The following is a 23,346-nucleotide window of genomic DNA, read 5'->3' as shown; positions in this document are numbered from 1 at the left end:
GCGCCCGGGCCCGGCGTGCGGTACGGATGGTGGACGTGAGCGTTGTCGCCATCGTGGGCGCCGGACCGGGTCTCGGTGCCGCCGTCGCCCGGCGGTTCGGGCGCGAAGGGTACGGCATCGCCCTCGTCGCCCGCGACAGCGACCGGCTGGAGGCGCTGGCCGGGGAGCTGGCCGGGGACGGTGTGAGCGCGCGCGCCTTCCCCGCCGACGTCCGCGAACCGGACCGGCTCACCCGCGCCCTCGCCGACGCCGCGCGGGAGCTGGGCCCCGCCGAGGTGCTCCAGTACAGCCCGGCGCCGCACCGTGACTTCATGCGGCCCGTTCTGGAGACCGGGCCCCGGCAGCTGACCGGGCCGCTCGAGTTCTCGGTGTACGGGCCGGTGGCCGCCGTGCAGCAGGTGCTGCCCGGAATGCGGGAGCTGGGGCGCGGAACCATACTGTTCGTGAACGGGGGCACCGCCGCCGTGCCGCACGTCGAGCGCGCCGGCACCTCCGTCGCGTTCGCCGCGCAGAGCGCCTACGGGCATCTGCTGCACGAACGCCTCGCCGCCGAGGGCATCCACGTCGCGCAACTCGTCGTGCCCGGCGCCATCACCCCCGGCCACGCCCGCAAGGACCCCGCCGTGCTGGCCGAGATGCTGTGGGGCATGCACCGGGAACGGCACGGATTCCGGCACTTCGCGGACGACCTCGACAGCCGGTGACGGATCACGCGAAGGGATGACGGCCCTTCGGCTCACCCTGCGTGCGGGGCTTTTGTGGGCCAATATGGGGACGTTGGCAGTTTTGCTCCTCTCCAAGGGGGCCTTTCATGGCTGTCGAAGTACCGTCGCTGATCAAACCCTCCACACTGCGGGCCAGAGGTGGCCTGCTGGGCGAGTGCCTGGCGGAGTTCCTCGGGACGTTCGTCCTCATCTGCTTCGGCTGCGGCGTCGTCGCGATGGCCGTCGCCGCGCTCCCCGGCTCGGGCCGCGCCGCCACTCCCACCACGATCTTCCTCGCGGCCGGCGACTGGCTGCTGGTCACCTGGGGCTGGGCGATGGCCGTCACCTTCGGCGTCTACGTGGCCGGCGGCGTCAGCGGCGCCCACATCAACCCCGCCGTGACGCTCGCGATGGCGGTGCGCCGGGGCTTCCCCTGGGTCAAGGTGCTGCCGTACTGGTGCGCGCAGGTGGTCGGCGCCTTCACCGGCGCGGCGCTGGTGTACCTGGTCTACCACCAGGCGATCGGTGCGTACGACGCCGCCGCCACCGGACCCAAGGTGAACGGGCACACGAACGCCACGTTCTCCATCTTCGCGACCTTCCCCGCCCAGTACTTCCACGGCGGGATCTGGGGCCCGCTGATCGACCAGATCGTCGGTACGGCGTTCCTGGTGATGTTCGTCGTGGCCGTCATCGACCTGCGCAACCAGGCCGTGCAGTCCAACCTCGCCCCGCTGATCACCGGCTTCATCGTGGCCGCCATCGGCATGTCCTTCGGCGCCAACGCGGGCTACGCCATCAACCCGGCCCGCGACTTCGGCCCCCGCCTGCTCACCTACGCCGAGGGCTGGGGAAGCCTGGCCTTTCCGGGCAGCGTGGCCGGGGTGTTCAGCGACTACTGGTGGATCCCCATCGTGGGTCCGCTGGTCGGCGGTGTCATCGGGGTCCTGGTGTACGACCTGTTCATCGGTGACGTCCTCGTGGCCCGCGCCGTCCGCGACCAGCCCCAGGAGCCGGGCCGGGCACGCCCGGAGCCGCCGCGCTGAGGCCGGGGCCCTGGACGCCGCGCCGGTCCGGCCGGGCCCCGTGAAGTGCTTCAGGCCTTCGGCTGGGTGAAGCGGATGCGGTTGCCGAAGGGGTCGCGCAGACCGCAGTCGATGCCGTACGGACGCTCGGTGGGCTCCTCGGTGAACTCCACCCCCTTGTCCAGCAGCGCCTTGTAGGTGCCCCGGCAGTCGTCGGTGGTGAAGATGAGCCAGCCGCCCATGGCGCCCTTGGCCACCAGCTCGCGCACCTGCCCGGCGGTCTCCTCGGACAGCGCCGGGGGGCCCGGCTGCTCCAGGAGGATCTGCCGCTCGGGGTGGCCGGGAACGCCGACGGTCAGCCAGCGCATGAAGCCGAGGGGGACGTCGGCGGTGACCTCCAGACCGAGCTTGCCGACGTAGAAGTCGAGGGCCTCGTCCTGGTCGAGGACGTATATCTGGGACTGCGTGATCGCGTTGAACATGTCGTCCACGCTAGCGGCCGGAGGGGGCGAAGACTTATCCGAAACTGCTGACTTCGCGGTTAGTGTCTGGTGGTGATCTCCCTCCGCGAACCCTCCTTGTTCAGCCGTCTGCGCGAGGCGCGCCGGGTCCTCGTCGCCGGGGCGGGCGGGGGCTTCGACGTCTACGCCGGACTGCCCCTGGCCCTCGCGCTCCGGTCGGCCGGCGCCGAGGTCCATCTGGCCAACCTGTCCTTCGCCGACCTGTACGGCCTGGACCCGGACTCCTGGATCGCGGAAGACGTCGCCGCCGTACGCTCGGACACCCCGGTGCGCGGCGACTACTTCCCCGAGCGGTCACTCGCCCGCTGGCTCGACTCGCGGCAGTCGCCCGACACCGTGTACGCCTTCCCGCTCACGGGCGTCCAGCCGCTGCGCGCCGCCTACCGGGCCCTGCTGGAGCACCTGGGCGGCGTGGACGCGATCGTGCTGGTGGACGGCGGGACCGACATCCTGATGCGCGGGGACGAGCACGGGCTCGGCACCCCGGAGGAGGACATGGCCAGCCTGGCGGCCGTCGCCGGGCTGGAGGAGGTCACGCACCGGCTCGTGGCCTGCGTGGGCTTCGGTGTGGACGCCTACCACGGGGTGAACCACTCGCTGGTGCTGGAGAACCTGGCCGCCCTGGACCGCGACGGCGGTTATCTGGGTGCGTTCTCCCTTCCGCGGGAGAGCGCCGAGGGTGCCGCCTACCTCGACGCGGTGGCTCACGCCCAGCGCTGCCACGCGAGCCGTCCGAGCATCGTGCACGGCAGCGTCGCGGCCGCCGTACGCGGGGAGTTCGGCGACGCGCGGTTCACCGAGCGCACCCGTGGCAGTGAACTGTTCGTCAACCCGCTGATGAGCCTCTACTTCTGCGCCGACCTGCCCGCTCTCGCCCGCGCGAACCTCTATCTCGGCCGGCTGGAGAACACGGTTCTGATGCGCCAGATCAGCTCCGCCATCACCGCCTTCCGCGAGGAACTCCCCAGCCAGCGACCGCCCCGGATGTTCCCGCACTGAGCCCGCCTTCCGCGCTCGACCGCTCCGCGGGTTCGGCTCAGCCCGGCCGGGTCCAGGCCATGGTGAAGCAGGTCGGGACGGCCGCCGCCACCGCCTCCTTGCGGTAGGCGCGCGGGGAGCGGCCGACGATGTCGCGGAACGTGCGGCTGAAGGTGCCCGGACTTGCGAAGCCGACCTCGCGGGCGATGTCCGTCACGCTCCGGCCGGTCTCGCGCAGCAGGTACATCGCCCGTTCCACCCGCCGCCGTTGCAGATAGCGGTGCGGTGTCTCACCGAACGTGGCCCGGAAGGTGCGCGCGAAGTGGGCCGGCGACACATGCGCGACGCGCGCCAGCGCGGGCACGTCCAGCGGCCGCGCGTAGTCCCGGTCCATGGTGTCCCGTGCGCGCAGCATCCGGCGGTTGCTCTCCTCGACGGCGCGGCTCATGGCGCCATCATCCCCCCGGGGAGGGCGGGGTGCGCGGGGGGCCGTTGTTCACGACACCCGACGGCGCGCACCTGAAGGAGCGTCATGTCTTGGTCTTCGGCGTGCGCACCGAGACATCGATGGGATTCACGGTCGCGGAGTCGGCGATGCGGCAGAGCGCCGACGTGATCCTCGCCAACGCGCCGGGCCGGCCCAGCTCCGTCACGAGCCGTATCGCCACCCGGCTGCCGCGCCCTGCCCGAGCGGATCGGCACCCACTGGGACCGGCTGGACGGTGTGGTGCACGCCGTGGCGTCCGCGCCGCAGGACGCGCTCGGCGGAAACCTCCTCCACACGCCGTTCGAGTCGGTGGACCACCGGGGCGTCCCGCCCCAAGGTTCCCCGCGGCGCGCCCCGCTGGGCCGGGACGCCTCCGACGCCACCCCCGTCGCCTTCCTGCTGAGCGACGCGGCACGCGCCGTCACGGGCCAGGTGCTGCATGTGGACGGCGGCTTCTCGGCCGTGGGCGCCTGACGGACCGGCGCCCGGCCCCGCGTCACAGCGGCTGCTCGGGCCAGCCCAGCAGGCGGGCGCCGATCACCGCGGTCTGGAGCATGTAGCGGTGCGCCGGGTCGGCCGGGTCGGCGGCGGTGAGCTGGCGGATGCGCTCCAGACGGTAGGTGAGCGCGCGCACGCTCAGGGAGAGCCGGCGCGCCGCCTCGGCGGCCACGCAGCCGGAGTCGAAGTAGGCGACCAGGGTCTCCAGCAGCGGGACCGCGCCGCCGCGGGCCGCGGTCAGCGGGCCCAGCGTGTGCTGCACCAGGTCGGCCATCGCCTGCCGGTCGCGTGCGAGCACCGGGTAGACCAGCAGGTCGGCGGAGCGCAGCACCGGCCCCGGCAGCCCGAGCCGCTCCGCCATCTCCAGCGCCGCCAGCGCCTCCTCGTACGACTGCACGACGCCGCCGGGACCGGTCTGCGGGCGCCCGATCGCCACCCGGCCGCCCTCGGTGGCGGCGGTCGCCTGCCGGGCGAAGTAGGCGAGGACCTCGTCGGTGTCGCCGGGCGCGATACACAGCAGCCGGCCGTTCTTGGTGGTGAGCAGGATGCTGTGGGAGTCGAAGCGGGCGAGCACCGCGGCCTCCACCCGCCGGGCGACGGGGCCGCCCTCGCCGTAGGACTGGGGGCCCTCGGCGACCGCGACCGCGTGCGCGCGCGAGAGCCGCAGCCCGAAGCGTTCGGCGCGCTCGGCGAGCCGGCCCAGGTCGCTGCGGCCGTAGAGCAGGTCGTCGATGAACTCCCGGCGGGCCGCCTCCTCCCGGCGCACGGTCAGCCGCTGGGCGCGCTCGTAGCCTTCCGCGAACACGTCGACGGCCTGCTCCACGGCGGCCAGCGCGGCCAGGGTGCTCTCGGTCGAACCGGGCCCGACCGGCCAGGCGTTACGGGCGGCGGCCAGGTGCGCGACGATCAGGGCGCGCAGCCCGAGCCCCGCCTCGGCGGCCTGTTCGCCCAGCGTCCGACGGGTCTTCAGCTCCTCCCTGGTCAGCCGCCGGCCGGTGCTCGCGACCTCGGCCAGCACCCCCGCGAAGCCGTCCAGGTAGCGCTCCGATATCCCCTGCTCGCTCACCCTGCCCCGTTCCCCCGTGATCTTGACGCGCCGGTGACGCTTTCTTAGCGCATTTCCGGCATGCAGACAGTAGTGAACACTGCCGGAAACCGGCAATGCGCGAACGGCCGTCCGGGCCGCACCATCCTCTGCGGGGAGCACTACGGAGGGCTCCGGTGCCGGGCATCGCGGGGGGATGCCCGGCACCGGCGCCTCGGGGGAGCTCCGACCCACCGTCTGACGCAAGGACGTATGCCATGGAAGCCCTCGGCGTGCTCGTCGCCGCCTGCGTGATCCTCGCCCTGCTGTTGCTGCTCGGGTTCTCCCGTCTGTACCGCAAGGTCGACCAGAGCCAGGCCCTGATCGTCTCCAGGACGCGGCGCGTGGACGTGTCCTTCACCGGACAGGTCGTGCTGCCGATCCTGCACAAGGCCGAGGTCATGGACATCTCGGTGAAGACCATCGAGATCAGCCGCTCCGGGCGGGACGGGCTGATCTGCCGGGACAACATCCGGGCCGACATCCGGATCCTGTTCTTCGTCAAGGTCAACAAGACTGTCGAGGACGTCATCAAGGTCGCCCAGTCCGTGGGCACCGAGCGGGCCAGCCACCAGGACACGCTCCAGGAGCTGTTCCACGCGAAGTTCTCCGAGGCGCTGAAGACCGTCGGCAAGCAGATGGACTTCACCGACCTGTACACCAAGCGCGAGGAACTGCGGTACCACATCATCGAGTTGATCGGTGTCGACCTCAACGGCTACCACCTGGAGGACGCGGCGATCGACTACCTGGAGCAGACGCCGCTGACCCAGCTGGACCCGGCCAACGTCCTCGACGCGCAGGGAATCCGCAAGATCACCGAGCTGACCGCCGTCGAGCACGTGCGCACCAACGAGGCCAAGCGCACCGAGCAGAAGGAGATCACCCGGCAGGACGTCGACGCCCGCGAGGCCATCCTGGAGCTGGAGCGCCGGCAGGCGGACGCCGAGATCAAGCAGAAGCGGGAGATCGAGACGTCCCGCGCCCGCGAGGAGGCCGAGACCGCACGGGTGATGGAGGAGGAACGGCTGCGCGCGCAGACCGCCTTCCTGCGCACCGAGGAACAGCTGGGCGTGCAGCGGGAGAACCAGGCCCGCGAGATCGCGGTCGCCGCGAAGAACCGCGAGCGGGTCATCGCCGTCGAGAACGAGCGCATCGAGAAGGACCGGCTGCTGGAGGTCATCGCCCGCGAGCGGGAGACTCAGCTGACCCAGATCTCCGCCGAGAAGGAGGTCGAGGCGGAGAAGCGGGAGATCGCCGAGGTCATCCGGGAGCGGGTCGCGGTGGACCGTACGGTCGCCGAGCAGGAGGAGTCCATCAAGAAGCTGCGCGTGGTCGAGGAGGCCGAGCGCGAGCGGCAGGCCCTCGTCATCGCCGCGGAGGCGGAGGCGCAGGAGAAGCTGGTCAAGGACATCAAGGCCGCGGAGGCCGCCGAGCAGGCCGCGACGCACCGGGCCGCCGAGGAACTCACCCTGGCCGAGGCACGGTTGAAGACCGCCGACCTCGACGCGCGGGCCAAGCTGCGGCTCGCCGAGGGCGTGCAGGCCGAGTCGGCTGCCGAGGGGCTCGCCGCGGTGCAGGTCCGGGACAAGGAGGCCGAGGTCACGGTCAAGGCCGGGCGCGCGGAGGCGGAGGCCACCGAGGCGCGGCTGCGGGCCGAGGCCGAGGGCACCCAGGCGAAGGCGCTGGCGGAGGCCGAGGGGGCGCGGGCCAGGGGTCTCGCCGAGGCCGAGGGTGCGCAGGCGGCGGCCGCGGCGACGGAGGCGCGGCTGCGGGCCGAGGCGGAGGGCGCGCGGGCGAAGGCGCTGGCGGAGGCCGAGGGGGTGAAGGCGGCGGCGCTCGCGGAGGCCGCCGGTATCGGCGAGAAGCTGCGGGCCGAGGCGGCGGGGCTCACCGAGAAGGCGGCGGCGATGGCCGCGCTGGACGAGGCGTCGCGCGGGCACGAGGAGTACCGGCTGCGGCTCCAGGCGGAGAAGGAGATCCGGCTGGCCGGGCTGGAGACGCAGCGGCAGGTGGCGCAGGCGCAGGCGACGGTGCTGGCGACGGGGCTGGAGAACGCCGACATCGACATCGTCGGCGGGGAGTCCGTCTTCTTCGACCGGCTCGTCTCGGCGGTCTCCTTCGGCAAGGGGGTCGACGGCTTCGTCGCCAGCTCCCGCACCGCGCAGACCCTGGCGAAGCCGTGGCTGGACGGGTCGGGGAGCTTCACGGAGGACCTGGGCCGGGTGCTCGGTTCCGTGGGCACGGCGGACATCCAGAACCTCACGGTCTCCGCCCTGCTGATGAAGCTGATGAACGGCGGCGGCGCGGACGCCTCCCAGTTCCGCCAGCTGCTGGAGAAGGCCGGGGAACTGGGCCTGGCGGACACACCGGTCACCTCCCTGAACGGAACCGCCCACAACTAGGGCCTCTCCTTGGATCCTGCCGGGCTCGCGGGCCCTGGCACCGCACCCCCCATCCACGAAAGGCGACCATGGCCACCGAGACCGTCGACGCCGGCACCTACGACGTCCTCCGCGACCGGCTGGCCGCACACGCCGCCGAGCTGGCACGGCGGGCCGGGGAACTGAACACCCGCCGCGCAAAGGAGTTCGGCACGACCCGGCTCGCCCTCTCCGCCACCACCACCCTCAAGACTCCCCACGCCTGCCTCCGCCAGGACATCGTGGCCGTCGGTGACCGGCTCCTCCTCGGCAGCACCGGCCGCGGCGGCGAGAACACCGGCGTCGACGACGTACTCGCCCTCTACGACCGCGACGGCGACCGCCTCCCCGAGGACGACGACTTCCTCGCCGACGCCGCGTTCGTCCGCGAGTTCACCGCCCTGACCCGCTACTACCGCGACGCCCACCTCCTGCGCCTGCGCCGCACCGACGGCCGACTCCTCGCGGTGTTCCGCACCGGCGAGAAGGCCGACGACATCCGCGCCCTGCGCTGGACCCTGACCGAGGACGGCCGCGCCGAGTTCCTGGACGCCCGCGGCGACCGCGACGACGTCGTACCGCCCGCCCAGGACGTGACCTGGACCGACACCGGCCGCGCGGACCATGTCCTGGGCCGGGAACCGTACGTCGCCGTACCCGGCGGCCTCGGCGTCGCCGCCCTCGGCGGCACCCTCACCGTCCGCGGCGAGGACGGCGCCGAGCTGTACGCCGAGCCCGTCGCGGAACCCCTCCAGTCCCTCGCCGACGCCGCCGTGGCCCACGCGCGGGTCGGCCCTCTCACGCTGCTGCGCGTGCGGCCGTACAAGGAGGACACCGACCGCTACCTGGTCTTCAACGCCCTGACCCGGACGGTCGTCCGCCTCGACGGCCTCGGCCAGGCGTGCCGGCGGCTCCCCGAGGAGCAGGGCGTCGTCTTCCCCGGCGGGTACTGCCTGGCGAGCGGCCGCCACAAGGTGTACGAACTCGACGTCGCCGGGCTGGAGTTCGAGCAGGAGATCCGCGCGCCCAACGGGGAGGACGTGCTGTACGCCTTCCGGGACCGCTCCGGCGGGGGCACGCTCCTGCTGTCGTACAACACGCTGCGCAAGGAGGTCGAGACCCCGCTGCTCTGCCAGGGCTGGGCGCTGTTCGAGGACGGCGCGCTCGCCGTGCTGCGCGCCGGGGGTGACGAGCCCGCGCACACGCATCCCCTCCAGTGGTGGACCTCGCCCTACGTCTCCGACACCCACGCCGCCGCGCTGCGCACCGGCACCGGACCGCTCGCCCGCGTCGGCAACGCCGACCTCGTGCGCGGCCTCGCGGACTGCCTGTCCGTGGCCCGGCTGGTGGCCGACGGCATCACCACCGGTGAGGGCTACCGCGCGCTGACCGCCGCCTGCGTCCGGGCGGCCGACACCCACCACTGGCTCTCCGACCCCGAACTCGGAGACTTGCACGCGCCGTTGGCGGACGTGCGCGCGACCGCCGAGCAGGTGCTGGCCGAGTTCGAGACCGTACGCGAGCTGACCGAAGGCGCCGCCGGGGCGCTGGAGGAGGCCGCGGAGCGGATCGCGGCCGTGGTGCGCCGGCTGCGCGGCGAGGCTCCGCGCGAGGCCGCCGCCTGGGTGCGCGGACTGACCGAACTCCGCCGCGCCCATGGCCACGCGCTCACCCTGCGCGAGCTGCGCTACGTGGACCTGGACCGGGTGGCCGCGCTCGCCGCCGAGGCGGAGTCCGACCTGGCCGCGTTCGGCAAGCGCGCGGTGACGTTCCTGTCCCGTGAGGACGCCTTCACCGCCCAACGTGCCGAGGTGGAGCGGCTGGTGGCGGACGCGGACGCGATCGGCACCGTCGCGGACGCCGGACCGGTCACCGAGCGCCTGGACGAGCTGGCCGACGGGCTGCACACCGTCACCGAGGTGGTCACCGGCCTCGACATCGCCGACGCCACCGTGCGCACGGCCGTACTGGAGCGGATCGCGGACGTCCTGGGCGGCGTCAACCGGGCCCGTGCCACCCTCGACGCCCGCCGCCGTGCCCTCCAGGACCAGGAGGGGCGCGCCGAGTTCGCCGCCGAGACGGCCCTGCTCGCCCAGGCCGTCACCGCCGCGCTGGCCGGTGCCACCAGCCCCGAGGCGTGCGACGACCAACTCGCCACCGTGCTCGCCCGGTTGGAGGACCTGGACGGCCGGTTCGCGGAGTTCGACGACTTCCTCGCCGAACTCGCCGCCAAACGCACCGAGATCTACGAGGCGTTCACCGCCCGCAAGCAGTCCCTCGCCGACGTCCGGGCCCGCCGGGCCGAGCAACTCGCCGTCTCGGCGGGGCGGATGCTGGAGACGGTGACCCGGCGGGCGGCCGGCCTCGCCGACACCGACGCGGTCACCGCGTACTTCGCCTCCGACCCACTGGTCGCCAAGATCGTCCGCACCGCCGGGGAACTGCGCGACCTCGGTGACAGCGTGCGCGCCGAGGAACTCGACGGCCGCCTCAAGGCCGCCCGCCAGGAGGCCGCGCGCGCCCTGCGCGACCGCACCGACCTGTACGCCGACGACGGCCGCACCCTGCTGCTCGGCGGCCACCGCTTCGCCGTCAACACCCAGCCGCTCGACCTCGCCCTCGTGCCCGCCGGTGACGGCCTCGCCCTCGCCGTCACCGGCACCGACTACCGCGCCCCGGTCACCGACCCCGAGTTCGCCCTCACCCGCCCCTACTGGGACCGGCACCTGCCCTCCGAGTCGCCCGAGGTCTACCGCGCCGAGTACCTCGCCGCCCGCCTCCTGGCCGAGCACGGCCCGGCCGCCCTCGCCGCCGCGGACGACCTGGCGGGACTGGTCCGCCGGGCGGCGCAGGAGTCGTACGACGAGGGCTACGAGCGCGGTGTCCACGACCATGACGCGACCCTGATCCTGACCGCGCTCCTCCCCCTGTACGAGGCCGCGGGCCCGCTGCGCCACGAGCCCGCCGCCCGCGCCGCCGCCCACCTCTTCTGGACCCACGGCACCACGGAGCCGGCCCGCGCCGCCTGGCACCGCCGCGCCGTGTCCCTGGCCCGCGCCCGCGACGCCTTCGGCCCGACGGCGGCGCTGGGGGACCTGGTGGCGGAGCTGGCAGCGGCGATCGGGGGGTGGAACGGGGAGTGCGCTGGGGGGTGCGCCGGGGAGTGCGCCGGCGGTTCGTCCGGGGTGCCGGGAGAAGGAGTGGGGGCCGTGCTGGGGGCGCGTGCCGAGGCCGCCGCCGCATACCTCTTCGACGAGCTGACCGGCGGCCCCGACGGCTTCGTCCTCGGCGCGGCCGCCCGCACCCTGCTGGACAAGTTCCGCCAGGCGTCGGCGGGTTCGGGTTACGGCCGTGACCTGGAGGGGCTGACCGGGCTGCGCGCCCGCCGGCAGGTGGTCGAGGCGTGGCTCACCGGGTACGCCGGCGCGAGCGGCGGCGACGCCGCCCCCGGCGAGCTGGCGGAGGCGGTCGCCGCCGAACTGTGCCCCGCGCTGCCCCGCTACGACGGCGACGCCCGGCTCGCCACGACCGTGGAGGGCCTCCTCGGCGCCCACCCCCGCGTACCGGGCGGGCGGCTGGAGCTGCGGCTGGACGAGTTCCTGGCCCGTACCGCCCGCCACACCGCCCACGACGTGCCCGGCTTCCGGGCCTACCAGCGCCGCCGGGGCGCCCTGCTGGCCGCCGAGCGCGAACGGCTGCGCCTGGACGACCACCGCCCGCGCGTGATGCCGGCGTTCGTCCGCAACCGCCTCGTGGACGAGGTCTATCTGCCGCTGATCGGCGACAGCCTCGCCCGCCAGCTGGGCACCACCGGCACCACCAAGCGCACCGACACCGGCGGTCTGCTCCTGCTGGTCTCGCCGCCCGGCTACGGCAAGACGACGCTCATGGAGTACGTCGCCGACCGGCTCGGCCTGATGCTGGTCAAGGTCAGCGGCCCGGCGCTCGGCCACACCGTCACCTCGCTGGACCCGGCCGACGCCCCGAACGCCACCGCGCGCCGGGAGATCGAGAAGATCAACTTCGCGCTGGCGGCGGGCAACAACACGCTGCTGTACCTGGACGACATCCAGCACACCTCGCCCGAACTCCTCCAGAAATTCATCCCGTTGTGCGATGCGACGCGGCGCGTGGACGGCGCCTGGGACGGCGAGCCGCGCACCTACGATCTGCGCGGCAAGCGGTTCGCGGTGTGCATGGCGGGCAACCCGTACACGGAGTCGGGGGAGCGGTTCCGCATCCCCGACATGCTCGCCAACCGGGCCGACGTGTGGAACCTGGGCGACGTGCTGACCGGCAAGGAGGACGCGTTCGCGCTGAGCTTCGTGGAGAACGCCCTGACCGCCAACCCGGCCCTGGCACCCCTCGCCGCCCGCGACCGCGCCGACCTGGACCTGCTGGTCCGCCTGGCCGCGAACGACCCGACCGCCCGCGCCGACCGCCTGTCGTCCCCCCTTCCTCCGGCCGAACTCGGCACTGTGCTCGCCCTGTTGGGGCACCTCCTCGCTGTCCGCGACACGATCCTCACCGTCAACGCGGCCTACATCGCCTCCGCCGCCCAGTCCGCGGACGCCCGCACCGAGCCGCCGTTCCGCCTCCAGGGCTCGTACCGCGACATGAACAAGATCACCCAGCGCCTGCGCCCGGTCATGAATCCGGCCGAGCGCGAGGCCGTCGTCCAGGACCACTACACGGCCGAGGCCCAGACCCTGACCACGGGCGCCGAGGCGAACCTGCTCAAACTCACCGAGCTGCGCGGCACCCTGGACCCGGCCCAGTCCGCCCGCTGGACCGCCATCAAATCCGCCCACCTCCGCACCCGCACCCTCGGCGGCCCCGAGGACAACCCCCTGACCCGCGCGGTCGCCGCCCTGACCCTGCTCGCGGACCGGGTGGCCGCCGTGGAGACGGCGATCAACCGTGCCACCGGCCGCACCCCCGCCTGAACCGGCTCAGCGCGCGGCCCCGAGGTGATCACGAAGGAGCTGGAGGCGTTGCCAGGAAGCGGAGTCGCTGCCGTCGCCGAGCGGGTAGTGGAGGGCGGGCCGCACCGCGGGGCCGAGCCGGACAGGCCGAACCGGGCCCGCTCCGGCCACCGCGGAACCCGCGAGACGTACCGCCTCGCAGCCCAGTGTGAAGGAGAGCGGCACGAGTGGCGGCTCGCGGTACGGCGGGGTGGTCAGGTCGGCGCGGGCGGTGCGCAGGCTGGCGAGCATGGACGTGAGGCGGTGGTGGGTGGCCAGCGTCTCGGCCAGCCCGGCGAGAGAGCGCGCGGGCGTCTGGCCGCCGCGGAAGCCGAAGGCGAGGGTGATCTGCTCCTCCACGCCGGCCGGGGTGCGCACGACACGGCAGGTCGCGATCGCCGGGCGAGCCGGGGCCCCGACGGCGACCAGCCAGGTGCCGGCGGACTTCTCGGCACGGGCATGGGCCAGCTCGGTCAACTGCCGTGGTGACCAGGGCAGGTTGACGGGCTCGGCGGTGGACCAGCCGGCGGGCGCGTCCCCGGTGAGGGCCCGCCACGCGGCCTCCAGGGTGCCGCCGAGGACGAGGTTGTCGTCGGCCGGGTGGGTGGTGCGGATGGTCAGCTGGAGCTGCTGTTCACCGTGGGCGGCAGCGGGCGCCTCGAAGGCGTCGGCCACCGCCGCCGCGCCGTCCGCCGCCTGCACGGGAGCGAAGTGGCCCTCGTGCCAGTGGAGTACGGCGCCGGTGAGCCCGTCGTAGTAGCCACAGACGGGGTCGCGGACGACCCAGCGGACGGGCAGGCCGGTCATCAGGGTGCGGGCGGGCAGGGTGAGCCGGGTGCCGGGCGGGGTGAGCATCTGAAGCTCGCGTCCGGAGGGGACGGTGGTCCGCAGGAGATCGGTGAGCCAGGTGGTCGCGGCGACGACGGGACGGTCCTGGATGAGCACGGCCGCCCGGTCGGTGAGGAGATCGACGCCGGGGGCACTGTCATCGGAGCCGCCCTCGATGCCGGGGGGAAGAGGGACGACCTCCGTGTGCGCGGCCTCGGCCGGCCAGGTGACCCCGCCCAGCACGGCGGCGAGCCGCCCGGCGACCGCCCCGGCCAGCCGCCCGGCCCCCGCGACCGCGGTGGTCGCCCGTACCTCGGTCCACCACACCGGTGCCTCGCCCCGCACATCCGCCCCGAGCAACCGGCCGACCTCGCCGGGCACCTGCACGAGCACCGGCACTTCGACATCCACCAGGGGCCACCCACCAACCCCACACAACCGAACGGCGGCCCCCTCGGAAACACGGTCCACCCGAAGCGCGGGCCCCCCGGAGTACAGCCCGGCCAGCATGGTCCGGGGGTCCGGCATGGTCGGGGTGAGGGCGATGACGTCGTGTGTCACAGGGTCCCCCGGATTCGGGGCTCCTGCCGGGGCCCGACGCCGTAGGCCATCGTCACTCACGCCCCGACAGATCCTGGAGGGTCTCCAGAGAGCGTGCTTCCCGCAGCGAGTCGGATACGACGGTTCCGGAGGCCGCATTTCCCGGCCACGACGCGAGCTCGTGTAGTGCCTCGGTGGGAGACAGACCGCGTTGCTTCGCTTGGCTGAGGCGCGTCAACCACTCCTGTGCCGCGTCAAGAGCGGCGTCACCGGCAGCTGCACGTGGCTCGTATCCTGCCGCGTCATCGCCGTCGGCGGCCCAGATGTAGCCGAGGACATTACCGCTCATCGCCACGTCCGCGAAGACGACGGGCAATTCGGACTGCCCCTCGAACTGAGGCGTGTCGGGGGAGATGTTTCTTCGAAGCCACTCGGTTCGGCGCGGCACCTCGAACATGTACCAGGAATCGAGCAGGTCCGGATCTTCATCCGGAAGGTCTTCGAAACCGTCCTCCGTCGGAATGCCGTACGGAGTGGGGTCCGAAGGAACGACGGCGGCTTCGGTCAGCCGGGTAATGGCAATGAGGGCACGTTTGAGGCGGGGGGCGTTCTCCGCTTGCACCGCGGGCTGTTTGTGGCCACGAAGATCATGGGACATCCAGGCGTCGGAGAAAGTGCGGAGTGTCACCGTGGTCGCGCCGCTGGGCCATGCGTCGACCGAGACGACGAAGAGTTTCCGGACGTGGTGAGCCTCGCCCTCCCGCAGACAACTTCCGGAACAGGCCAGTTCGATCGTCATGGCACCGACGCGCGGGTAGTCCACTGACTGCAGAATGCGCAGGAGTTCGTCCTCGGCAGCTGCGACGGATGCGTCGACGGGCACTCCCGTCCGGCTCAACAGCACAAGGCCCTCTTCGGCCTCGACCGTGATGCCGGCTCGGGCGTCCCGCTCGCAGAGACCGAGAGAACGGAGGATCGCCCACACGTCGAGCACCTGCCGCACGCACTCTGCGGCAAGGCCGGCGCCCGGCCTCCGCGTCTTGGTCTCCCAGGACCAGCTGCCGACTGGCATCGTCGTAATCACAGAACACCTCGCGGATCCACCCGCGCTCCCGGCGGGATCACAATCGTCCCGTCGTCGAGCCGAAGTACGAACAGGATGCCACGCCCCTTTTCACTCTTGATCGGGTGCTCGCCGAGGTGCACTTGGAGAAGTTCCTCCGGGATTCCTCTGGCCTGCCACTCGGCAACGGTTCCCTGGCCATCCACCAGCATGATCCTGTGGTCGGCATCCGATTTGGAAAGCTGGCCGAGATTGTCCGGCTTGGTGATCGGCTCGAATGGGTTCTTCGGGTTGTTCAGCCGCTTCATCTGATAGCCATAGCTATGTCCGTGATCATCGGTCACTCGCACGTCAAGGTCCGCCTTGATGCTCGGGTTCTTGACCTCGAACTCGATGTTGTGCAATCCGCTCTTGTGAAACTGATCGCCGAGTCGGATCTGGTCAACGGCTCGTAAGAACTGGTCGGCTCGTCCGGATCCCAGCATGGAGACTGTGTCTCTGAAACCGGGTGCGTGTGAAAGATGTCCGGAACCGATGATGCCGGCGATTTCCCTGCCGGACGGGCTCTCCGCCAATCTGCTGACGATCTTCTCCAGCACCTTGGGTTTGATGTTGTTCCTGGGGATGCCTCGCAGCCCCTCCCGGAATCGGTGCTCCGCCTCGCCGCCGAGTTCCAGAGGACCCGAAGCGTCTGAACCGGGAGATTCCCCTGCTCCGCTGTCACTGTGCGCGGACCTTGTAGGGTCCCCGCCTCCGATGCCGTGCGTGCCGTTCGTGTGCTCGCCGGAATGGCCGTGGCCGGAATCCGGGCCCCCGGCATCGTGTCCGTGCCCGGTGTGAGGGTCGGTCCCCGTGGTGTGGCGGGTATGACCGGAGTTTCCCCCCGGCCTGCCGCCCTGCCTCGGCGCCCCGTCGTGCGAGCCGCTGCCATCAGGTGTTTCGTGGTCGGCCCGAGCAGGCAGGTGCTCGCCGGCGTGGGAGGCTGCTTCGGGCGCGCGGACGTCTGCGCCCACGGGTTCGTAGTGCCGGGCCGTCTTGATCGAAGGTGCCCGGTCGCCAGCCGTCGGTTCGTGTGGGACCGGGGTCCGGTCGGGCACGCCGTGCCTGCCGTGGATGAACTCGCCGTCCTCGATGCGCAGATGGGAGCCATCGGGCAGGCGGAGAAAGCTGTGGGCCTTGTCCGCGGTGGTGGCGGCGTCCGTGGCCGCCCGGACGCCCGAGACCAGGTCGGAGACCTTCGGCAGGGTGCGGGCTGCGACGCCGACCGTTTTGGCTGCCGCGCCGATCGGGTCCAGCGCCTCGCCGATCTTGGCCACGGTGCCGGCCACCCGTGCCACGGCGCCCGCCTCGCCCGCCGCCGAGCCCGACCTGGAGGCGGCGCCAAGGGGGCCCGCGCCCAGGGTGAGGGCGTTGAAGACGACCGTGCCGAATGCCTTGCCTGGGTTGGTGGACCAGTCGTCCCAGCCGACGAGGGATTTGGCGAACTCCTTGGCGTAGGGCTTGTTCTCCTCCATGAACTGGTCCGCCGCCGGGCCGAGGTGGCTGTTCCGGTCGCCGTCCGGGTCGAGGAGGTAGCCTTCGGCGCCGACGATGGCCCGCACCAGGCCCTCGCGGGTGGTGCTGCCCTCGCGACCGGGGCTGAGCAGGTCGATCAGTCCCGTGACCGAGCCCTTGGCGTTGTCCCAGATGCCGATCCCCACCTGCTCGAGGTGGTAGTCGATGCCGAAGGGCAGCATCTCCTCGTGCTCCGGGCTGCCCCACGGCAGCTTCTGAGCATGGGCCAGCTGGGCGGCGCTGACACCGTAAGCGTTCTTCTGGTCCGGCTTGCCGTTGTCGATGTGCCACTGGGTGCCGCCCACCAACGCGGTGATCTTGTCGGCGCAGCTCACCTCGGCTTGCTCGAAGGCGGCGACCGCCGTGTTCACCCCGTCCCAGATCGCCTGGTACTCGGCCACCTTGTCCGGGTCCTTGCGCCAGGTCTCCATGCCGCTGTCGTGGCCCTTGACCGACGCCACGAACGCCCGCGCCTGCTCGCGCAACGTCTCCAACTGCTCGACGATATCGGCGACTTCGACCATGTACGCCTCCAGCGCACCGGCCACCGAGTTCAGCTTGTCGCCGAAATCCGAGGAAGTGTCCCGCACCGCCTGCGTGGTGGCGAACAGTTGCGCGGCCTCAGGCGCCTTGTAGAAGGCCCCGAGATGCTGGAAGCGGGTGTGGACGGCGCCGCCGTGTTCGCTGATCGCCTGTGCCGCCTGCCGCAGGGAGATGATCTGCTGGTGGAGCCGGACGAGGTCACCGGTGAACGTCGGGATCTTCTCCGGGCTGATCACCGTTCGCCGTCCGCCTTCCGGCGGGCCTTCTCGAGGAACGCAGCCACGTCAGGCGGCAGCGTCGCGTGATGTTGGGCGTTCCGCGCCTGCTCCAAGTCCCCGGCCAGGTAGGCATTGGTCGCCTCGATCGCACCGTTCGCCGAGTCGCTGGCGCGCAGCGGGAGGAACGCCACGTCCTTCTCCGTTCCCTCGAAGAACTTCCCGAGCGCAACCGCGACCAGCCCACCCGCCTGGCCGGCCCCACCGCCGCTCTCCCCGCCGAAGGACAACGTGCCCGCCGCCTCCATCGCGCCCTGCACGCTCCCCCCGTACAGCGTGATCCCGGCATTCATCTCTCCGGCGGCCTCCCTCACCTTGGAGACCACCGACCGCACGCCTCCGGGAGTGATGTCCCACCCCGTCATGAGAACCACCGTAAAGTCGCTGCCAGCAGAGTCATCATCAGTAGCAGGCTGTTACGCGTGACCGCAACGCACTTCAAGCCAAAGGTGATCAAGGCGCCGACGACCGGGTCAGGTCTCGAACTCGTTGAGCCAGCTGCCCCGCAGGAGATGGCTGGGCAGGTATTCCGATTCGACCTCGATCGGGAAGCCCGCGTCGTAAGCGAGACAACTGATGGCGAGGGGGCCGAGAGCGACGAATCCGGGGCTGCTGTCGCTTCGTTCTTCGTCCTGAGCCCAGTAGTCCTTGTGCCAGCGAAGTGAGTCGAGCAGCGCTTCGTTGAAACGATCCGGCTGCCGGTCGGCATAGAGGCGGAAGAGTTCGATCGGCGGATACATGACCTTCAGTACGGTCTCGGTTTCCGCCACATGGACGGCATCGGGCGCGGTGCCGTCCATGGCGGTGGCCAGCAGGCCGCCGATGTCACCGCCTCGACGCCAGGCTGATTGCAGAGCCTCCACCCAGGCGTAGATGTAGTCGTCGAAGACCGCGGCCGAGTCACGCAGCACAGAAATCGGCACGTCGGCGAGGTGATTCATCCGGCCCTGCTCGCGGCAGATGACGGCAAGCCAGAACGCGGCCAGCCAGTTTCCCGCATCCGTGTAGTGCTGCGGGCCCGTTGCCCGGAGAGTTCTCGTCTTGTCGGCGATCCGGCATGACACCGTTCCCCCGGCGGCGGTGGCAGCGGCGAACAAGGCCGATCCCACTTGCATGGCGGATACCCACGCCTCCCAGGTGGGAAGGTCCGCGGCCCTCGGGTCGGCGGCGCAGTGGAACTGGGCGGCGAGCAGGGACGCGCCGAACGCCGAATTGAAGTCTTCCGGACGCTGTTCGAGGCCGTCGATCCTTCGGCTGGCGCGTGCGTCCAGCATCTCGGCTCGGCTTGCCGCTTCATCGGAAGGAATCGCGTGCCGCGGTACGGTGATCACCACTTTTTACCCCCTGTGCGGCCGAACGCCCTCCATCGGTACTTTGCTTCAGCGAACCCCAGCATCACACGCGGCACCGCGTGGGCGTGCCTCAGGTGTGGTCACCGTGCGAGGCGTGCTCCCCGTGCCCGTGCCCCCCGGCGCCCTCCGGTGTCCCGCCCATCGTGCGCAGCATCGCCCTCCCGCCCGTGCGCAGGAAGCGGAGGACGAGGGTGGCGGCGAGGAGGAGGAAGGCCAGGTTGAGCCAGGTCGTGTAGTTCCAGCGGATGCCTTCCTCGGGGAGCCTGGCGGTGGAGTGGCCGGGGATGAGGCCGAGGCCGCCGAAGAGGAACTCCACCGCGTAGCCGGCCACCGCGATGGCGGTGAAGAAGGTGGCGAGCAGGAACGCGGCCATGCGGGGCCCGTAGTACTTCCGGTAGATGTTGAGGATCGGGAGGATCAGCAGGTCGGCGTAGATGAAGGCGATGACGCCGCCGAAGCTGATGCCGCCCTTCCACAGGACCACCGCCAGCGGCACGTTGCCGATCGAGCAGACGAACGTGGCGACGGCGACGACCGGGCCGATCAGCGGGCCGGTCAGCTTGGCGGCGAGGGGGTGGCCGGCCAGGAAGAAGGTGTGCCAGAAGTCGTCGGGCACCCACGCGGCGATGGCCCCGGCGATCAGCAGTCCCGCCACCAGGTCGCGCAGGATCGCCGCCCACTCCATGACGAAGATGTGCGACACGGAGGTGAACCCGGCGCGCGAGAGGAGCCGGCGCAGGAAACCGCCGTCGCCCTGGACCGACATGTCCATCGCCGCGTGTCCCTCCATCGACCCGGCGACGCCCCGTTCGGCCTGCTCACGGGCCCCGCGCAGCAGCCGTTCGCGCAGGAGGACGCGGAACAGTGCCGCCAGTACGACGATCATGATCGGGCCGCCGGCGAACTCCGCCGCGGTGAACTGCCAGCCCATCAACAGGGCCAGGATCACACCGAGTTCGATGACGAGGTTCGTCGAGGCGATCTCGAAGGCCATCGCGGCGGTGAAGTTCGCGCCCTTGCGGAACAGGGAGCGGGCGAGGGCGACGGCGGCGTACGAGCAGGAGGACGACGCGGCGCCGAGGCCCGCGGACAGGGCGAGCGTGCGCGGGCGGTCGTCGCCGAGCAGTCGTACGACCGTCTCGCGGCGCACCACCGCCTGCACGACGGCCGAGAGCGTGAAGCCGAGGATCAGCGCCCAGGCGATCTCCCAGGCCATCGATCCGGTGATGAACAGCGCGTGCCCGATCGCGTGCATGCAGCGCACTCCCTCCGTGGTGGTGCGGTCCGCCTCGGCGAGGGTACCCCCGCGGGGTATCGGGAAACGCGGGAAGGGCCCCGTTCGGCGATCGGTATCCTCCCCGCATGGAGATCCGCGTGGAGGTCGTACGGGAGTCGTCGCAGGAGCTCGTCGAGGCCTACGGGAGACTGCTGCCGCAGCTGTCCGCGACTGCCCGGCCCCTGGACCGCGCCGCGATCGAGCGGCTGGTGGCCTGCGACGCGAACACGGTGCTCGTCGCCCGTGCCCCCGAGGCGATCGTCGGCACCCTGGTCCTGGTGCTGCTGCCCCTGCCGTCCGGGCTGCGGGGCCGGATCGAGGACGTGGTGGTCGACGGCGCGGCGCGCGGCCGGGGGGTCGCCGGGCTGCTGATCGAGGAGGCGGTGCGGCTCGCCCGTGAGGCGGGAGCGCGGACGCTCGACCTCACCTCACGTCCGGACCGTGCCGCCGCGAACCGGCTCTACGAGCGGATCGGCTTCCGGGCGCGGGAGTCCGCCGTGTTCCGGCTGGGGTACTAGGCCCTTTGGGCGTACCGCCATCCCGTGCGGTACGCCGGGAGGGTCAGGACGGCTGTGACGTCAGCAGGGGGCGCAGGGCGCCCGCGCGCAGGCGGTCCACCAGTGGCGGGGCGGTGCGGCGCAGCACGAGGACGGTGGCGAGGGAGACGACGCTGCCGACCAGGGCGCCGACGGCCACGTCGTGGGGGTAGTGCGCGCCGACGTACACCCGCGAGGCGCCCATCGCGATCGCGGTGACGAGGGCGAGGGCGCCGAGGCGGCGGTTGATCAGGAGGAGGGCCACCGCGAAGGCGAAGGCGACGGTGGTGTGGTTGCTGGGGAAGGCGTAGTCGTCGGGCGCGGGGCACGCCTCCAGCAGGAAGTCGTGGGGGAGCGCGCGGCACGGGCGGGGCTCGTCGAAGACGTCCTTGATCCCGCTGTTGACCGCGTACGCGAGGAGGACGGCGATCGGCGTCGCCAGCACGGCGGCCATGGCGGTGCTGCCCTGTCCCCTGGCCCGCCACCACGCCACCAGCAGATACACCGCGAACAGGCCGATGCCGAAGGCGCTGAACAGCGATGCGGGCTCGTTCAGCCAGTGCGTGTGCCGGGCGAAGTCGGTGACGTCGGTGTACAGGCCGCCGTCTATCGCCGCGCCGTCGAGCGCCTGGGTGGTCGGGGAGGAAGTCGTCATCAGGTGGGTCTCCGGGCCGTGCTGCATGTGCCGCGGGCGCCGGGGAACGGGCGCGGGCACCGATCGGACGTACGGATGAAGCGCGGACGTCCCCGAGGTGAACGTCTACAAGTATGTAGACGATATCAGGTGACGACGCGAGATGCCGACCCGCCCGCGCCAGCCCCTGTCAGACCCGCCCGCGCCGGCCCCTCTCCGACCCGCCCGTGCCGCCCCCGCCCGACCCGAACGGCCCCGCTCTGCTCGCGCCCGCGCGCGGAGGGCGGTGCGCTGGTGACCTGTACGGCGAGGAGGTGCCAGTGACGAACGGCGCGACCCCCGACCATCCCGACCACGACCCGGACCGCCCACGCCAGGACCCGGACCGCCCCGGCGACCCCGGGGGCCTTGGCCGTCCCGGCGACCTCGGCGGACCCGGCCGTACCGGTGGCCCTGGCGGTCCCGGCTTCCCCGGTGGCGCTGGCGGTCGCGGCGACCCCGGTGGCGCTGGCGGTCGCGGCGACCCCGGCGACCCCGGCGACCCCGATGACCCCAGCCACACCGCCAGCCCCGGCGACCCCAGCCACCCCGACCGCTCCGAGCTGGACGACCTGCGTGCCCGGCTCGCCGCCCTCGAAGCCGAGCGGCGCGCACGGCACGGCGGAGCGGTACGGGCCCGGCGCCGTCCCGTCTCCGCCCTCGCCGCCGTCCTCCTCGTCCTCGGCTGCCTCCTCGCCCCGCTCGCCGTCGTCGCCACCTGGGCCGCCGATCTGGTCGGCGACACCGACCGCTATGTCGCCACCGTCGCCCCGCTCGCTTCCGACCCCGCCGTGCAGGACGCCGTCGCGAACCGGGCCACCGACGCGCTGATGGACCGGATCCACCTGCCCACGCTGCTCTCCGACGTGGCGCCCTCCGACCGCCCCCTGCTGGAGAAGGCGCTGGGCGGGCTGGGCGGGGGCCTGGAGAACGCCGTACGGGGGTTCGTGCACGATCAGGCCCGCGCCGCCGCCGCCTCGCCGGCCTTCGCCACGGTCTGGACCGACGCCAACCGCGCGGTCCACGCCTTCCTGGACAAGGCGCTGACCGGCACCGGGGGCGGCGCGGTGCGGCTGACGGACGACACCGTGACCCTCGACCTCGCCCCGCTCATCGAGGACGTCAAGAAGCGCATGGCCGGCGCGGGGATGACCTTCGCGAGTCATATCCCCGCCGTCCACGCCCAGTTCACCCTTCTGGAGTCCCGGCAGGTGGCCGAGGTGAGGACGTACGTACGACTGCTGCGCATCGCCGGCAACTGGCTGCCGGTGCTCGCCGTCCTGCTGATCGCCGCGGGTGTCCTGCTGTCGCTGCGCCGCCGCCGCGCCCTCGTCGCGGGCTGTCTCGGCGCGGCCCTCGCCACCGCCCTGCTCGGCATCGGGCTGCGCGTCTTCCGCGCGTTCTACCTGGACCGGCTGCCCGCCGACGTCTCCCCGGACGCGGCCGGCGCGGTCTACGACACCCTGACCCGCTTCCTGGAGACCGCGGTGCGGATGGTGATCGTGCTCGGCGTCGTCATCGCGCTGGGCGCCTGGCTGAGCGGCTCCGGGCGGCGGGCCGCTCTGGTGCGGGGCCTGTGGACCGAGGGCATCGGGGCGGCCCGCGGCACCGCCGGCCGCGCGGGCCTGCGTACCGGCCCGGTCGGCCCCTTCGTACGCCGGCACCGCCCCTGGTTCACCTGGCTCCTGGTCGCCGCGGCCGTGCTGGTGTGCCTGCTGTGGCCGTACCCCACGGGCTGGGTGATCCTCGTCATCGCCCTGTGCCTGCTGTTCGCCCTGGCGGCGGTCGAGTTCCTGGCGACGGACGCCGCGTAGACCGTGGTCGCGCCACGCGGCCTCACCGGCCGCTGGCCGCCCCGTGAACCACCGCCCCGAAGCCCACCCCCGCTACCCCCTCCCTTCCCCTCCGCTGCTCCCCGCGCCGCTCACCCCCTCGACCCCACCCCCCGTATTCCTGCTCCATCAGCTTTCCGCCCGTGCAGTAGCTTTCCGACTCCGTCCGCAACCGCCGTGAGACCGGAGA

The 23,346-nt window shown here is 72.3% G+C and carries 19 protein-coding genes; 8 read left to right on the top strand and 11 right to left on the bottom strand.

Annotated elements, in window-relative coordinates; all coding sequences use genetic code 11:
* Positions 1-26 precede the first annotated feature (26 nt).
* Together ACE4Q9_RS16135 and ACE4Q9_RS16130 are read left to right on the top strand one after the other, a co-directional pair.
* Positions 27-704, top strand: coding sequence for an SDR family NAD(P)-dependent oxidoreductase (locus ACE4Q9_RS16135; protein WP_397984928.1), 678 nt, complete (start codon positions 27-29; stop codon positions 702-704).
* Between the two features lie 107 nt (positions 705-811).
* Positions 812-1,750 (top strand): MIP/aquaporin family protein, encoded by a 939-nt coding sequence (locus tag ACE4Q9_RS16130; RefSeq protein WP_397984927.1) that lies wholly within the window; start codon positions 812-814, stop codon positions 1,748-1,750.
* A gap of 50 nt (positions 1,751-1,800) precedes the next feature.
* Here the strand turns inward: ACE4Q9_RS16130 and ACE4Q9_RS16125 are convergent, their stop codons facing one another.
* Positions 1,801-2,211, bottom strand: a complete 411-nt coding sequence (locus tag ACE4Q9_RS16125) for a VOC family protein (protein WP_397984926.1) — start codon at positions 2,209-2,211, stop codon at positions 1,801-1,803.
* Positions 2,212-2,283: 72 nt separating this feature from the next.
* Here ACE4Q9_RS16125 and ACE4Q9_RS16120 point away from each other — a divergent pair, with 72 nt between their 5' ends.
* A complete protein-coding gene (locus tag ACE4Q9_RS16120) occupies positions 2,284-3,249 on the top strand; it encodes a DUF1152 domain-containing protein (protein ID WP_397984925.1) in 966 nt (321 codons plus the stop codon).
* Positions 3,250-3,286: 37 nt separating this feature from the next.
* On the opposite strand, the gene ACE4Q9_RS16115 is transcribed toward ACE4Q9_RS16120, so the two are convergent.
* Together ACE4Q9_RS16115 and ACE4Q9_RS16110 are read right to left on the bottom strand one after the other, a co-directional pair.
* Positions 3,287-3,676 carry a helix-turn-helix domain-containing protein gene (locus ACE4Q9_RS16115; protein WP_397984924.1) on the bottom strand — a complete coding sequence of 130 codons (390 nt, stop codon included), beginning with the start codon at positions 3,674-3,676 and terminating at the stop codon, positions 3,287-3,289.
* An 82-nt stretch (positions 3,677-3,758) separates the two neighbouring features.
* Positions 3,759-3,881 carry a hypothetical protein gene (locus ACE4Q9_RS16110; protein WP_397984923.1) on the bottom strand — a complete coding sequence of 41 codons (123 nt, stop codon included), beginning with the start codon at positions 3,879-3,881 and terminating at the stop codon, positions 3,759-3,761.
* A gap of 83 nt (positions 3,882-3,964) precedes the next feature.
* Between ACE4Q9_RS16110 and ACE4Q9_RS16105 the strand changes: the two genes are divergently transcribed.
* A complete protein-coding gene (locus ACE4Q9_RS16105; RefSeq protein ID WP_397984922.1) occupies positions 3,965-4,189 on the top strand; it encodes an SDR family oxidoreductase in 225 nt (74 codons plus the stop codon).
* 22 nt (positions 4,190-4,211) lie between these two features.
* Here the strand turns inward: ACE4Q9_RS16105 and ACE4Q9_RS16100 are convergent, their stop codons facing one another.
* Complete coding sequence (locus ACE4Q9_RS16100) at positions 4,212-5,279, bottom strand: PucR family transcriptional regulator (RefSeq protein WP_397984921.1); 1,068 nt, start codon at positions 5,277-5,279, stop codon at positions 4,212-4,214.
* Between the two features lie 236 nt (positions 5,280-5,515).
* Between ACE4Q9_RS16100 and ACE4Q9_RS16095 the strand changes: the two genes are divergently transcribed.
* A complete protein-coding gene (locus ACE4Q9_RS16095; RefSeq protein WP_397984920.1) occupies positions 5,516-7,702 on the top strand; it encodes a flotillin family protein in 2,187 nt (728 codons plus the stop codon).
* A gap of 68 nt (positions 7,703-7,770) precedes the next feature.
* Positions 7,771-12,666, top strand: coding sequence for a DNA repair ATPase (locus ACE4Q9_RS16090; protein WP_397984919.1), 4,896 nt, complete (start codon positions 7,771-7,773; stop codon positions 12,664-12,666).
* Positions 12,667-12,672: 6 nt separating this feature from the next.
* Here the strand turns inward: ACE4Q9_RS16090 and ACE4Q9_RS16085 are convergent, their stop codons facing one another.
* From ACE4Q9_RS16085 to ACE4Q9_RS16060, 6 genes are all read right to left on the bottom strand, one after another.
* On the bottom strand, positions 12,673-13,923 hold the full coding sequence (locus ACE4Q9_RS16085) for a DUF6177 family protein (protein WP_397984918.1): 1,251 nt from the start codon (positions 13,921-13,923) through the stop codon (positions 12,673-12,675).
* A gap of 202 nt (positions 13,924-14,125) precedes the next feature.
* Positions 14,126-15,124: a hypothetical protein gene (locus ACE4Q9_RS16080; protein WP_397984917.1), complete on the bottom strand. Its 999-nt coding sequence runs from the start codon at positions 15,122-15,124 to the stop codon at positions 14,126-14,128.
* Between the two features lie 8 nt (positions 15,125-15,132).
* Entirely contained in the window at positions 15,133-17,448 is a 2,316-nt protein-coding gene (locus ACE4Q9_RS16075; protein ID WP_397984916.1) for a hypothetical protein, read from the bottom strand.
* Positions 17,445-17,852: a DUF6507 family protein gene (locus ACE4Q9_RS16070; protein ID WP_397984915.1), complete on the bottom strand. Its 408-nt coding sequence runs from the start codon at positions 17,850-17,852 to the stop codon at positions 17,445-17,447. The genes ACE4Q9_RS16075 and ACE4Q9_RS16070 overlap by 4 nt, the downstream gene beginning before the upstream one ends.
* 108 nt (positions 17,853-17,960) lie before the next feature.
* Complete coding sequence (locus ACE4Q9_RS16065; protein WP_397984914.1) at positions 17,961-18,821, bottom strand: immunity 49 family protein; 861 nt, start codon at positions 18,819-18,821, stop codon at positions 17,961-17,963.
* Positions 18,822-18,909: 88 nt separating this feature from the next.
* On the bottom strand, positions 18,910-20,094 hold the full coding sequence (locus tag ACE4Q9_RS16060; RefSeq protein ID WP_397984913.1) for a permease: 1,185 nt from the start codon (positions 20,092-20,094) through the stop codon (positions 18,910-18,912).
* A 107-nt stretch (positions 20,095-20,201) separates the two neighbouring features.
* On the opposite strand from ACE4Q9_RS16060, the gene ACE4Q9_RS16055 reads away from it, so the two are divergent.
* Positions 20,202-20,633: a GNAT family N-acetyltransferase gene (locus ACE4Q9_RS16055; protein ID WP_397984912.1), complete on the top strand. Its 432-nt coding sequence runs from the start codon at positions 20,202-20,204 to the stop codon at positions 20,631-20,633.
* Between the two features lie 43 nt (positions 20,634-20,676).
* Here ACE4Q9_RS16055 and ACE4Q9_RS16050 read toward each other — a convergent pair whose 3' ends face one another.
* Positions 20,677-21,306, bottom strand: coding sequence for a phosphatase PAP2 family protein (locus tag ACE4Q9_RS16050; RefSeq protein WP_397984911.1), 630 nt, complete (start codon positions 21,304-21,306; stop codon positions 20,677-20,679).
* A gap of 581 nt (positions 21,307-21,887) precedes the next feature.
* On the opposite strand from ACE4Q9_RS16050, the gene ACE4Q9_RS16045 reads away from it, so the two are divergent.
* On the top strand, positions 21,888-23,138 hold the full coding sequence (locus tag ACE4Q9_RS16045) for a hypothetical protein (RefSeq protein WP_397987235.1): 1,251 nt from the start codon (positions 21,888-21,890) through the stop codon (positions 23,136-23,138).
* Positions 23,139-23,346 lie beyond the last annotated feature (208 nt).

The organism is Streptomyces sp. AM6-12 (assembly GCF_044327085.1).
Taxonomy (GTDB): Bacteria; Actinomycetota; Actinomycetes; order Streptomycetales; family Streptomycetaceae; genus Streptomyces.
Note: the sequence above shows the minus strand (reverse complement) of the source record. Positions and strands in the feature narration are given on the sequence as shown.